At 65.4% G+C, this 13,066-nt stretch carries 12 protein-coding genes; 5 read left to right on the plus strand and 7 right to left on the minus strand.

Annotated elements, in window-relative coordinates:
• Positions 1 to 9: 9 nt before the first annotated feature.
• The 5 genes from ABLE91_RS00110 to ABLE91_RS00130 all read right to left on the minus strand — a co-directional run bounded on the left by ABLE91_RS00110 (position 10) and on the right by ABLE91_RS00130 (position 4,970).
• Positions 10 to 891: an AraC family transcriptional regulator gene (locus ABLE91_RS00110; RefSeq protein ID WP_348927201.1), complete on the minus strand. Its 882-nt coding sequence runs from the start codon at positions 889 to 891 to the stop codon at positions 10 to 12.
• Between the two features lie 171 nt (positions 892 to 1,062).
• The gene (locus ABLE91_RS00115) at positions 1,063 to 1,953 is read right to left on the minus strand and encodes a GntR family transcriptional regulator (protein WP_348927203.1); all 891 of its coding nucleotides are present in this window, start codon (positions 1,951 to 1,953) and stop codon (positions 1,063 to 1,065) included.
• Between the two features lie 112 nt (positions 1,954 to 2,065).
• On the minus strand, positions 2,066 to 3,085 hold the full coding sequence (locus tag ABLE91_RS00120; protein WP_348927206.1) for a TRAP transporter substrate-binding protein: 1,020 nt from the start codon (positions 3,083 to 3,085) through the stop codon (positions 2,066 to 2,068).
• Between the two features lie 32 nt (positions 3,086 to 3,117).
• Positions 3,118 to 4,440 carry a TRAP transporter large permease gene (locus tag ABLE91_RS00125; protein ID WP_348927207.1) on the minus strand — a complete coding sequence of 441 codons (1,323 nt, stop codon included), beginning with the start codon at positions 4,438 to 4,440 and terminating at the stop codon, positions 3,118 to 3,120.
• Positions 4,437 to 4,970 carry a TRAP transporter small permease gene (locus ABLE91_RS00130; RefSeq protein ID WP_348927210.1) on the minus strand — a complete coding sequence of 178 codons (534 nt, stop codon included), beginning with the start codon at positions 4,968 to 4,970 and terminating at the stop codon, positions 4,437 to 4,439. Before ABLE91_RS00130 ends, ABLE91_RS00125 begins: the two co-directional genes overlap by 4 nt.
• 199 nt (positions 4,971 to 5,169) lie before the next feature.
• Here ABLE91_RS00130 and ABLE91_RS00135 point away from each other — a divergent pair, with 199 nt between their 5' ends.
• The 4 genes from ABLE91_RS00135 to ABLE91_RS00150 all read left to right on the plus strand — a co-directional run bounded on the left by ABLE91_RS00135 (position 5,170) and on the right by ABLE91_RS00150 (position 8,520).
• Positions 5,170 to 6,057: an isocitrate lyase/PEP mutase family protein gene (locus ABLE91_RS00135; protein WP_348927212.1), complete on the plus strand. Its 888-nt coding sequence runs from the start codon at positions 5,170 to 5,172 to the stop codon at positions 6,055 to 6,057.
• A 58-nt stretch (positions 6,058 to 6,115) separates the two neighbouring features.
• A complete protein-coding gene (locus ABLE91_RS00140; protein ID WP_348927214.1) occupies positions 6,116 to 6,418 on the plus strand; it encodes a DUF4387 domain-containing protein in 303 nt (100 codons plus the stop codon).
• Positions 6,415 to 7,809, plus strand: coding sequence for an acyclic terpene utilization AtuA family protein (locus ABLE91_RS00145; RefSeq protein WP_348927217.1), 1,395 nt, complete (start codon positions 6,415 to 6,417; stop codon positions 7,807 to 7,809). The genes ABLE91_RS00140 and ABLE91_RS00145 overlap by 4 nt, the downstream gene beginning before the upstream one ends.
• 108 nt (positions 7,810 to 7,917) lie before the next feature.
• Positions 7,918 to 8,520, plus strand: a complete 603-nt coding sequence (locus ABLE91_RS00150; RefSeq protein WP_348927220.1) for an HD domain-containing protein — start codon at positions 7,918 to 7,920, stop codon at positions 8,518 to 8,520.
• 19 nt (positions 8,521 to 8,539) lie between these two features.
• On the opposite strand, the gene ABLE91_RS00155 is transcribed toward ABLE91_RS00150, so the two are convergent.
• Positions 8,540 to 10,219, minus strand: coding sequence for a Na/Pi cotransporter family protein (locus tag ABLE91_RS00155; protein ID WP_348927222.1), 1,680 nt, complete (start codon positions 10,217 to 10,219; stop codon positions 8,540 to 8,542).
• A 257-nt stretch (positions 10,220 to 10,476) separates the two neighbouring features.
• Here ABLE91_RS00155 and ABLE91_RS00160 point away from each other — a divergent pair, with 257 nt between their 5' ends.
• Entirely contained in the window at positions 10,477 to 11,751 is a 1,275-nt protein-coding gene (locus ABLE91_RS00160; RefSeq protein WP_348927223.1) for an aspartyl protease family protein, read from the plus strand.
• Between the two features lie 36 nt (positions 11,752 to 11,787).
• Here the strand turns inward: ABLE91_RS00160 and ABLE91_RS00165 are convergent, their stop codons facing one another.
• Complete coding sequence (locus ABLE91_RS00165; protein ID WP_348927225.1) at positions 11,788 to 12,840, minus strand: alpha/beta fold hydrolase; 1,053 nt, start codon at positions 12,838 to 12,840, stop codon at positions 11,788 to 11,790.
• Positions 12,841 to 13,066: the final 226 nt, after the last annotated feature.

Below are 13,066 nucleotides of genomic sequence, written 5' to 3' on the forward strand. Positions count from 1 at the left end.
TTCGGGGCGCTATTTCAGCGGCAAAAACAGCTCCGCGACCGTCTCATGCTCCGGCACCTCGGGAAAGAAGCTGAGCCGCTGGCAATAGATCGGGAAGTCGCGCGCTTCCTCACCGCTGGCCGGAAGCCACTCGCGATAAAGGTAGAGCGCGGCGGGCTCCAGATTGTCGGTGTTGCCAACGACGCGCAGCACCGCGCAGCGTCCGCTGGGGATCTCGCCGGCCTTGATTTCATCGCCGTTCGCCGCGATCGGTTGGTCGGTCCCGACACAAAGGTCCACGCTATAATCGGCAGGCGAGGCAGGACGCCGCTCGGAACGCCAGACATTGAAGGTCGGGCTTGTCTTGGGGTGCAGGCCAGCGGCCTTGCGCCACGCGATGAACCGCTGGATGGTGGCACCCAGCGTCGCCGGATCGCCCCGGTGCTCCATGATCGCCACCGGCGTTCGGGGCACATCGCGAATCGTCACGTCGTCGTGGGTAAAGGTCTTCTGCATGCGCTTGCTCCTCGCATTGTCGAGAGGCCCGAAGGCGGCAAGCCACGGCTCCCAGCCGGGAGACTTCCGGAACGAGGAAGGCGATTGCCCGAACCGCTGCCGAAAGGCGCGGGCGAAGGCGTCCGGTGCATCGTAACCGGCATCCATCGCCATATCCGTGACGCTTTGGGCATCCCGGTAGGCCAGCCGGTATGAAGCGCGCTTCATCCGGGCGAGCTGGATATAGCGATACACGGACAGCCCGAAGGTCGCTGTGAACTGCCGGTGGAAATGATATTTCGAGTAGGCTGCGATGCTGCTCAGCGTGTCCAGGTCCAGATTGTCGTCCAGATGCCGGTCTATGTGATCCAGCACCCGCTGCATCCGGGCGTGGTAGTTTTGAAGCGCCGCCTTCATCGTTCTGTCTTCCGTGGCAGCACCAGCTAAGCGCCCGCAGGCATGACGCGCTCGACCGATCTTGCGGTTCTGTCACGGGTTGCAGAACGTCGCCAAGGACCGTTTACGGGCACGCCCCATATCGTGCCGAACTCTAATCCAAGCTCACAATGAGCCGATATGATCTGCGGCTCACGGCTCGGGCGTTTCAAACCGCTTCGCGCGGATGCCGCCTTCGAGGTGCCGGCGCATGAGATCCGCGGCGGTTTGCCGGTCGCCCTCCAGCAAGAGGTCCACCAGCGCGATATGCTCGGTAGCACGCTTCAGCCAGCCCGCGCGATCATCGATGCTGCGATACTCGATCAGGCGCCGCAACCTGTTGAGGCGCGTGAGGGAGTCGATGAGGAAAGCATTGCCGGAGCATTGCATGATGATTTCGTGGAAGCGGCTGCCGGAATTGAACAGCTCCGCCGCCGAGAGATGATAGCCGACCCCGTCCACGATGGCCCGCTGCTGTTGCCGGGCCAGTTCGAGCGCGGGCCGGTCGAGACGGAAGGTATCCTGGAGGATGCCCGCAGGCTCGATGATGATGCGGAAGCGGTAGGCCTCCTCGAAGGCCCGCGCCGAGGCGAGCACCGGCAGGAAGGCCCAGCCGTGTCCCGGCAGGCGCTCGGCCCATCCCTCCTCCGCGGCGCGCCGCAGGATGCGGATGACCTGGCCGCGCTTGATGCCATAGCGGCGCATCATGGCGTTCTCGGAGACGCGGTCCGTCAGAAGCCCGGCGAGATGGTCCTCGGCGATCTGCAGATAGAGGCGCTCTTCGGGATCGGGCGGATCCGCTTTCACTGGCGCGTCGGCTGAGAGGACAGGGAGCGCCGCCACCAGGAAGCCCTTGTCGGGCTCGTGCCGGATCAGCGCGTCACGCTCCAGGATGCCCAACGCCGTCTTGATGGGGGAGCGCGAGACGCGGAACTGCTCGGCGAGCTTCCGTTCCGGAAGTCGGTCGCCCATTTGCAGCCCGTTGATGCGGATGTAATCCGCAATCTGCCGGGCGAGCTGGGTGGCGAGAGGCGTGGCCGTCATCGGAGCCCGTGAAAAAAGGGACAGTGCATCTCCCAAGGCTAACCTTCAGGTCCGGGTTTTCAAATCCTGCCGGTGGCCGCACCCGGAAGACGCGGCCACCCGTTCGCTCCCCTCATTGCGCCTTGGCGTCGATTTCCTTCAGCCGGGCCATCACTTCGGGCCCGACAACGTTGTCGCCGAATTCCTTCCACACCGGCTGGACGGCGGCGACCCATTGGGCCCGCTGCTCCGGGGTCAGGCTGTAGACCTTTTTGCCTGCCTTCTCGAGCTGTTGATAGGCCTCGGCATTCTCCTTGTCGGTGTTCTCCCAGTTCCAGGCGGTTGCGACCTTCAGAGCCTCCTGGAAACCGGCGCGCACATCGGCCGGCAGGCTGTCCCACCATTTCTTGCCGGTGGCGACGAGATAGAAGTCGAAGCGGTAGCCCACCTTCGAGGTCTCCCCGATGAGGTCCGGCAGGCCGGCGCCGACGAGCGCGTTCGGGGTCGGCTCGACCGCGTCGATGACGCCCTGCTGCATGGCGGTGGACACTTCCGTCCAGTCGATGGTGACGACGTTGGCGCCCAGCACCTGCATGGTCTTGATGTCCACCGGGGCCGGCTGCACGCGGATCTTCAGGCCTTTCATGTCCGTGGGCAGAAGGACCGGCTTGGGCGAGCGGGTGGAGATGTCGCGCGGCCCGTTCATCCAGACCGCGACGATCTTGACGTTCTTGCGCTCCAGCTCCGGCTCGAACGTGCCGCTCACCTTCGGGTCCTTGAGCGCGCCATCGATGGCGGCGGGGGTGGAGAGCAGGAAGGGAATGGACAGCACGTTCACGTTCGGCGCGAGCGAGGCGAACACGCCCTGGCCCGGCGCGATCAGGTTCGCGCTGCCCAGCTGCACGCCCTGGAGCTGGGTCTTCTGGTTGAACAAGGTGCCCGAATGGTGGAGCTCCACCTGCACCTTGCTGCCAAGGCGCGTCTCCAGCTCCTTCTTCAGCACCTCGAAGGTCTTGCCCTTCAGGCCGAGGCCGCTGTTGTCGTTGGAGAGGATGATGCGCGTCTGCGCGGCAGCGGGGGCGGCGAAGGCCAGCATCGCGGCGAGGCCGAGAGACGCCGCGAGATATCCGCGGCGTGTCCTGGAAGGCGTCATGGCTTTCCTCCTTGGTTATGGTTCTTGGACGCTCAGTTGAACAAGAGGTTCGGCAGCCACAGCGAGAGGGCCGGCACATAGGTGACGAGGAGGAGCGTGGCGATGGTCACGCACATCCAGGGCAGCACCGCCTTGAACACCTCCCACACGGGCAGGCCGGAGATGGAGCTGCCCACGAACAGGTTGAAGCCCACTGGCGGGTGGATCAGCCCCAGCTCGATGTTCACCACCACCACGATGCAGAAATGCACCGGGTCGATGCCGAGCTGCTTTGCCGCCGGGAACAGGATGGGGATGAGCATCAGGATGGTCGGCGTGCCCTCCAGGAAGAAGCCGACGATGATGAGCAGGATGTTCACCAGCAGCAGGAACATCCACGGCTGCATGTTCCACTCCACCAGCGTGCGGGCGACAAGCTGGGGAATGCCGATCTGCGTCACCACGAAGGCGAACAGAAGGGCGCAGGTGGTGATGAAGAACACCATGCCCACCGTGGGCGCGGTGGCGAGGATGGTCTTGATGGCGGAAACCGGCGTCATCTCCCGATAGATCAGGATGCCGATGACCATCGCCAGTGCGGCGCCCATCACCGCGGCCTCGGTGGGCGTGAAGATGCCGCCGCCCTCATAGGAGACGCCGAACAGGTCGAAGCCGGGGAAGCCGTAGATGCCCACGAAGATGAAGAGGGGCAGCAGCAGCGCCGGCCCCGCCGAGGCGAGGGCCTGGGACTTCTCGGCCCAGGTCGATCGTGGGCGCGGGGCAATCTTCTGCCGTCCCGCCAGGAACCGCGCCATGGCCATCAGGCCGAAGCCGTAGACGAGGCCCGGCACCACGCCGGCGATGAACAGGCGGCTGATGGAGGTCTCGGTGACGAACCCGTAAAGGATCATCGGGATCGACGGGGGAATGAGGATGCCCAGCGAGCCGGAGGTGGCGAGCGCGCCGATGGCGTAGCGGGGCGAATAGCCCTCCTTCACCAGCGAGGGGTACATCACCTTGCCCACCGCCGCGACGGTCGCGGGACTGGAGCCCGAGATGGCGGCGAACAGCATGCAGCTCAGCACCGCCGTCATGCCGAGGCCGCCGGTCCAGTGCCCGACGAACGCGTTGGCGAGGTTCACGAGGCGCCGCACCAGGCCGCCGGTCTCCATGAGCGAGGCGGCGAAGAAGAAGAACGGCACGGCCATGAGGGTGAAGTGATCGACATTGTCGAGCACCTTCTGGCCGATGATCTCCGGCGGGATCGGGTTGAAGATCAGCGCGGTTCCGACGGCGGCGGCGCCCAGCGACACCGCCACCGGCACGCCGATGATGAGAAACCCGAAAAAGCTGATGACGAGGACTGCGGCGCTCATGGCTGAAGCTCCGCTTCGGCGACGGCCTGATGATGGGGTGCGGGGAGCGGCGCGCCGGAAAGGGCGAGCACGAGACGGATGACGTAGCGCAGGGAGAACATGCCGAAGGTGATCGGCACCAGCAGGTAGAAGATCCAGTCCGAAAGCCCGGTGGCTGGGTTGGTGGCCTCGATCATCCTCAGGAAGACGACGTAGAACCAGCCGCAGACGGCGTAATAGGCGCACAAGGCGAGGGAAATGAGGATGCCGGTCACGTCGAGCCCGCGGCGCCACGCAGCCGGGAAGAGGTCGTAGACGATTTCCACGCGCACGTGGTTGTCGTTCCGCACCGCGCGGCTGCCGGCGATCATCATGCCGGCGGCGGTGAGCATCACGAACACCGTCTCGGCCCAGGTGATGCCCATATTGAAGCCGTAGCGCAGGATCACCTGTGTCACCCCGAGAACCAATGCGGACATCGTGAAGACCACGATGAGCACGGACTCGAGCCAGGACAGCAGCCGATCCAGCGCGGCCAGCGCCTCTTTCATCACATGTCCTCCCAACCCGGATTCTTTATTTTTGCCAAAGCCTTGAAGGCAGATGACGAGATCGCCGGGCCGGGCTCGACCGACGATCCATAGCCAAATCATGGTTGACATGTGGATTTTTGTCCACCCAAAATGCCAACAGTTTTTCGATGCGGCCGATCCTTACGGCTGCCAAAAATTTCAATCGGGATGGGACGCCATGATGAAGAGCACCACCCGCCTCAGGGAGCTCCTGAAGGCGAAGACCTTCCTGCACATGCCCTCGGTCTATGATCCTCTCGGTGCCCGGCTCACGGAGCTGGCGGGGTTCGAGGCGGCCTATGTGGGCGGCTATGTCACCGGAGGCTCGCTCGCCATCACGGAGCCGCTGCTGTCGGTGACGGAACAGGTGGAGGTGGCCGAGCGCGTGGCCCGCAGCATCGACATCCCGGTGCTGGCTGACGCGGGCGCGGGCTTCGGCGAACCCCTTCACACCATGCGGACGGTGAAGGAGTTCATCAATGCCGGCATCGCCGGCATCCATATCGAGGACCAGCTGTATCCAAAGCGCGCGCACTATCACAAATACCAGGTGCACGGCATTCCGACGGACGAGTTCGTCACCAAGATCAAATATGCCTGCCGCGCCCGCGACGAGCTGGACCCGGACTTCGTCATCATCGCCCGCACCGACGTCTGCCGGGAATTCGGCCTCGCGGAGGCGGCGGACCGCCTGAACCGCGCGGCGGATGCCACGAACGCCGACCTCGGCCTTCTCTTCCCCCGCAATCGCGACGAGGCGGAGCGCGCGCCGCGCGAATGCAAGCTGCCGCTGGTTTATGTGATGAGCCGCGGCAACCGCGACGGCCGCCCCATCTTCACGCGGCAGGATCTGGAGCAGATGGGCTATGTGGGCTGCATCGAGGCGCAGGTGGTCATCGGCCCCGCCTTTGCTGCCATCAAGCGTGCCCTTGCCGAGCTGCGCTCCACGGGCACATACACCGGCATGACGGAGGGCGAGTTCGTGAAGGTCCGCAAGGACATCGAGGACACCATCCGCCTCGAGGAATACTACGCCATCGAAGAAGAGACGGTCGAAAACCACTGAGGCCGCCATACCGCGCCTCTCCGCGGCTGGCGGGAGGCGCGGACAAGGAAAGCATATCATGCAACTTCAGGACATCGCCCAGGTTATCCGGAGCAAGAATGCGGGGCCGCGCACGCTGACCCTCGACCTCATGTTCCGGAACGATGAGGACTACCAGAAGGTCGCCCAGAGCGCGGCCATCAATGCCGCTCTCATCTCGGAGCTCTACGGCATCGCCCCCCAGGCGGTGGAGATCATCAACTATCCCATCGGCCGGGCCATCAAGATCTCCATTCCCCGCCGCATCACGGCCGGCGATCCCGGCGACCGCGACGTCTACGGCGCGCAGCAGCATGCCCCCCTTCTGGAGATTGAAATATGAGCGCCTCGGCCCGCGTCCTCGATGAGCTGTCCCGCGACAATGCGGTGGTCCGGGTGCTCGGCGCCTCCGGCCAGCTCGGCTATGGCGTGCCCACTCCCGCCTTCAATGCCGGCCTGGAGCGCAAGCCGCACATGATCGGCTGCGACATGGGCTCCATCGATATCGGCCCCTATTATCTCGGCAGCGGCCAGCTCGCGACCGCCCCCAACTCCACCCGGCGTGACCTGCGCAAGGTGATCCTCGCCGCCCGGCGCCTGGACATCCCGCTGGTCATCGGCTCCGCCGGCTCGGCGGGAGCGGGCGCGCATCTCGACCAGACCTTGCAGATGGTGCGCGAGATCGCCCGCGCGGAGGGCCTGAAGTTCCGCCTCGGCGTGCTGCGCGCGGACATCCCCAAAGCCGCGCTGAAGGCGGCCCTGGCCGCCGGCGGCGTGACCTCCATCGAGGGCATGGCCGATCTCACGGACGAAGAGATCGATGCGGCGAGCAACATTGTCGGCCAGATGGGCCTTGGCTCGTTCCAGCGCGCGCTGTCCGCCGACATCGACATCCTGATTGCCGGCCGGGCCTGCGACACCGCCATCTTCACCGCGCTGCCCACCATGGCGGGCTTCCCCACCGGGCCGGCCATGCACATGGCGAAGATCATCGAGTGCGCCTCGCTCTGCTGCGTGCCCGGCGGGCGCGATTCCATCCTCGCCACCCTCGACCATACGGGCTTCGAGCTGGAGAGCATGGCGCCCCAGCGCAAGGCGACGCCCGTCTCGGTGGCCGCCCACAGCCTCTACGAGCAGGGTGACCCCTACAAGGTCTACGAGCCGGAAGGCATGCTCGATCTGAGCGGCGCGCACTACGAGGCCATCGACGACCGGCGCACCCGCGTTTCCGGCGCGGTGTGGAAGCCCACCACGGATTTCACCATCAAGATCGAGGGCTCGCGCCATATCGGCGAGCGGGCGGTGCTGCTGGCCGGCACGGCGGACCCGCGCTTCATCGCCCGGCGCAAGGAGAATATCGAGGACATCACCACCATCGTCCGCGACCTCGTCTGCGAGGACACGCCGGAGGACTACCAGCTCACCTTCCGGGTCTATGGGGTGGACGGCGTGCGCGGCTATGTTCCGCCCAACGAGCCGCTGCCGAAGGAAGCCTTCATCATGGGCGAGTGCATCGCCCCCACCCGCGAGCGGGCGGCAGAGGTGGTGCGCACCACGAAGCAGTATCTGCTGCATCTCGGCTATCCCGGCCGGCTCTCCACCGGCGGCAACCTCGCCTTCCCGTTCACGCCGCCGGAAGTCTCCATCGGCCCGGCCTACCGCTTCAACGTCTACCACCTCATGCGCACCGCCGACCCCGAGGCCCTGTTCCCGCTCGAGGTCGAGACCGTCTGAAGGCATGGCCCGCATCCTCAAGGGTGCGGGCCTCCGACACGTCACACCGGCACGACATGCAGGCTGCAACACCTCGACAGTGCCGGGATTATCATCAGGGAGGCCATGATGGCAGTGAAGATCGATGAGGCCGGGCTGGTCCGGCTGTTCCCCGAGATCGAGCAAGTTCAGGATCCGAAGCTGCGCAAGGGCGTCGTGGATATCTGGCTTGAGATCGCCGACGAATGCGCCTGGGACAGGTTCGAGGACGTGCCGAAGAACCTCGACTATGAGAAGGGCCGCCGCCTCGTGGATCACATCCGCGGCGTCACCCAGATGGCGCTCGAACTGGCGGAAATCGGCAAGCGCCTGCACGGGCAGGATTACAATCGCGAATATCTCCTCGTGTCCTGCCTTCTCCACGATGTCAGCAAGGTGGTTGAGACCGAGCCGGACCCCTCCGGAAAGCCCACCGGCGGGCCGGCGCTTCCGGGCAAAAAGAGCGAGCTCGGCGCGAAGATCCAGCACGCCGGCTACGCCACCCACAAGGTGTTCGCCCACGGCCTGCCGCTGGAGGTGGCGCACCTGGTGCTGACCCACACCCACGCCTCCGGGCTCCGGTCCAACACGCTTGAGGCGTCCTACCTGTTCTATGCGGACTTCGCGGATTCCGACATCGGCGTGATCCAGGGCAAGGGCAAGACCTTCGCCAGCCGCATCGAGTTCGTCTGATAGCAGGAATGCAGCGCGGTCAGCGCTGCATTCCCCGTTCCGAGCCCGGATCGCCATGCCCGCCGCGGCCGAGGAGATGCGCCGCCGAACGCCACGCATGATGCGCGATCCGATCGAGCCGCCGGGCAGCTTCGATCCGCGCGAAGGCATCCGCAGCGTTCAGCTCTCCCGGTGCGACGGAGGCGAGGGTCGCGGCGCGATGATCCCGCTGCAGGGCATCGAGTTCCCGCGCTGCGCCCTCCCCTTCCGCGAGCGCCGCGGCGACCTTGGGCGAAATGCTCCAGCCGATGGGTGCGGCCTGCATGCTGAGGGCTGATTCCGATGTGATGGAGCCACCCACCGCCCCGGCCGCGCGCATGGCCCGTGTGCACAGCTCGGCGGCGCGAAGGTCATGGGAAGCGACGGCCGGCTGCCCTGGAAGCCCGCCGTCCGCCAGAACCTCCACGAGGCGCGAGGTGTGATCGAGCGCATGCAGCGTGCTCGTCATGCGCCGCCGTTCGGCCTCGGTCTCGGGCGGCTCCTTCAGTTCGGACATGAAATCCCGCACCTCCTCGAGCGTGGCGGCCGCCGTTTCTTGCGCCACCGGGCTGGCCCCGCCCGAAAGCGCAGCGGAAACCGAAGCGGCGGTTTTCGTGAGAACATCCGCCACCACACGCCGGGCGGTCTCGACCGCGATCACCGGGTTGGCGAGCGCGCTCGGATCCAGCGCGCGCTGTAGCGCCGTCTGGCCGGATGGCAGGAGCCGCTCCACGATGCGGGTGAACCATTGCGTCGCGGGCAGGAGCACCGCGACACCCACGACGTTATAGGCCGTGTGGTAGGCGGCAAGGAGCGTCATTCCGTCGACCGACGCGGAGAGGGCTTTCATCAGCGCCGCCGTGAACGGAAAGGCGAGGATGGCGATGAGCGCCGCGATGACCTTGAACAGCACATAAGCGAGCGCAAGGCGCTTGGCCGTCGCGCTGGCGCCGAGGGCCGCCAATGCGGAGCTTGTCGCCGTGCCGATATTCTGGCCGATGATCAGGGCCGCGCCCTGCTCCAGGTTCACCGCCCCGGCATAGAAAGCCGAAATGGTCACGGCGATGGAGGCCGTCGAGGACTGCATGACGGCGGTCATCGCGAGGCCGACGACGATCAGGATCATGAGGCCGACCGACCCGGAGGCCCAGCCGACCCCCGGCGTGCCGAGCACCGCCGGCAGGTCGGAGGGATGCAGGCTCTCTGCAAGGCCGCCCATGCCCTGCTGGAGGGTGGTCAGCCCATAGAGCACCAGCGCGAAGCCCGCGAGCGCGCTGCCCGCCGCCGCGATCCGTCCTCCCCCCAACAGCTTGGCCAGCGCGCCGATGAAGATCAACGGCAGCGCGTAAGTGGAAAGCGAGACGCGCACGCCGATCAGCGCCACGAGCCAGCCCGTGCCCGTGGTGCCGACATTGGCGCCGAACACGAGGCCGAGGCCCTGCGGAAAGGTGAGAAGACCGGCGCTGACGAGGCCGATGGTCGTCATCGTCACCGCGCTCGACGACTGCACGAGCAGCGTGACGATCGCGCCCCAGAAGGCGCCCGAGAGCGGGGTGGCCGCCGCCTTGCCGAGGACGGTGCGCAAAGCGGACCCCGCCAGCGCCTTCAGGCCGTCGGTCATGACGGTCATGCCGAGCAGGAACAGCCCGACGCCGCCGAGAATGGCAATTGCTGTCGACATGCGCGTTTCGTCCCGTCCACGCTTCGTTTCTTGGTGCCTTGCGGGTGTCGTCGGTGCATGGTCCCAGCCGACACTGCCGATAGCCTCCACACTGCACCGACTTTGCCCCACGCGGAAATGGGCCAAATAACGCCCTGCCGCCTTTGCAGCGAGATGCGTTCTCCAGCGACGGCTTAGTTGATATGTTCCCCCTGTCGCTCCACCTCCCGCCTGGATGTCGAACAATGAGATTTGCTGGAATCACTCTCTCACTCTGGATGGCGTTCGCATCCTCCACGTGTCTGGCGCAGGCGGCGGAACAGACGCCATCGGCAATCGCCGCCGCCGATCAGCTCTTCCAGAAGGGGGAGTTCTCCAAGGCAGGCGAGCAATATGCCCGCATCGTGGCCGGTGCCCCCGACGATTATTCGGCAATCCTCCAGCTGGGCCGGATCGCGCTGCTTTCTAACCATCTGGACGACGCCAAAACCTGGCTTGAGCGAGCCATTGCATTGCGGCCCGGCGACAGTGACCCCAAGGTCATGCTCGCCGAGACCTATTATCGCCGTGACGATTTCGAGAAGGCGGCGGCTTCCCTCGACGGCGTCGACGTGAGCACCAATCAACTGGTTCTCAACCAGTATCCGACGCTAAATGTCGCGAAGCTCAAGAGCTTCCGGGGCCAAACGCCCTATGAGGTGCTGGGCGATGGACAAAGCACGCGCCTGAAGTTCCTGAGGATGGATCCGCTGCCACTGGTCAGCGTCCGCGTGAACGGCGGCGAGGAGGTCACGTTCTTCATCGACACCGGGGGCTCGGAGGTTGCGCTCGACACGGAGTTCGCCCGGGAGCTGGGCGTTCCGCGGTTCGGGGCCGTGCAAGGCACATTTTCCGGCGGCCAGCATGCTGAGGTCGAGCATGGGCGGATCGACGCGCTGAAGCTCGGCGACTGGACGGTCCGCAATCTGCCCGCCGCGATCCTACCCCTGCGCCAGCTTTCGGAAGGCCTTGGGGCGAAGCGGATCGACGGCATCATCGGGACCACCCTCTTCTACCATTTCCTCACAACCCTCGATTATCCGCGCGGCGAGCTGGTGCTGCGCCGGAAAAACGCGACGAACCTCGAGCAGTTCACGGCGTCCCTGGGCAAGAGCGTTTCGGTTCCCTTCTGGATTGCGAGCGACCATTTCATGGTGGGCTGGGGCCGCGTGAATTCGCTCCCGCCCACGCTTCTGTTCGTTGACACCGGGCTCGCCGGGGCGGGGGTCAAGCTGGCGGAATCGGTGATCAAGCAAGCCGGCATCAAGCTGGAACGTGACAAGGCCCAGTCCGGCTCCGGCGGCGGCGGGACGCTGGAGATCGTGCCGTATGTCGTCAGCCATCTTTCCTTCGGAGACGCCAGGCAAGAGAACGTGCCCGGGCTCTACGATGGGCCGTTTCCCTGGGAGAACCTTTTCGGCTTCCACCTAGCGGGCATGGTCGGCCACGATTTCTTCAAGCGCTATGTCGTGACCTTCGATTTTCAGAATATGAAGATCATCCTATCGCAATAGGGAGCCGCCATCCGGCGTGCTCCCTATCACCCACCATCAAAACTTATCGACAGCAAGGACGGCCTGAGCGAATGCATCGGGCGCCTCTTGTGGCAAGTTGTGACCCGTGCCGCCGGTGATCAGCCGGTGCTCGTATTTGCCGGTGAACTTTTTGGCGTAAACACTCGGATCCGGGTGTGGCGCGCCGTTCGCGTCCCCTTCCATCGTAATCGTCGGCACTGCGATGCTGGGGAAGGCGGCGAGCTTCCTTTCGAGGTCGTCATACTGCGCTTCGCCGGAGACCAGGCCCAGCCGCCAGCGATAGTTATGGATGCTGATGGCGACGTGGTCGGGGTTCTCGAAAGCGCGGGCGGAACGGTCGAAGGTCGCATCGTCGAAGGCCCATTTCGGCGAAGCCAGCTCCCAGATGAGCCGTGCGAAATCCCGCGTGTACTTCTGGTAGCCGGCCTGGCCGCGCTCGGTCGCGAAATAATACTGGTACCACCATTGCAGCTCTGCCTTCGGCGGCAGCGGCGTCCGGTTCAATTCCTGGCTGCCGATGAGATAGCCGCTCACCGACACCATGGCCTTGCAGCGCTCCGGCCAGAGCGCAGCCATGATGTTGACGGTGCGGGCGCCCCAATCGCAGCCGCCAAGGATCGCCTTGTCGATCTTGAGGGCATCCATCAAGGCGATGGCATCCACTGCGACCACCGCCTGCTGGCCGTTCCGGGGGGTGCCGGCGGACAGGAAGCGCGTCGCGCCATAGCCGCGCAGATACGGCACGATCACCCGGTAGCCCGCCGCGGCGAGCAGCGGCGCGACGTCCACATAGGTGTGGATGTCGTAGGGCCAGCCATGCAGCAGAAGAACCGGCGGCCCGTCCGCCGGACCGTCCTCCGCATACGCGACATTCAGAACCCCCGCATCGATCTGCTTCAACGAGGCGAAGGCGGTGTGCGATCCGCGCGCGGCGCCTTGCAGGCGGCCGGGCGCTTCCGTGCCCGGCTGGGCCGAGGCCATGGAGATTGCGGTAAAGGGTGCAGCGGCAAAGCCGAGAGCCGCCATGCCGAGAATGCTGCGCCGCTGCTGATTGATCTGGTCCGACATCGGTCTCGTCCCGTCTGCTGATGTGCGGCTGTAGATGACGCCCGGCCTGTATCTCCGGTGTGTGGGATCAGGCCGGAATTGAAAGCCCGTGTAGAACCCGCCCGGCGCGATACAGTGCGATACAGAGTGCCGATGATGTCTTCGGCCGCATGGCGCGATACGGGGCGGACCGAGATCATCCCGGTCACCCAATGTCGCTGGCGGGCTCTGAGAAACGTTTCGTTAC

The organism is Aquabacter albus (assembly GCF_040049275.1).
Classification (GTDB): Bacteria; Pseudomonadota; Alphaproteobacteria; order Rhizobiales; family Xanthobacteraceae; genus Aquabacter.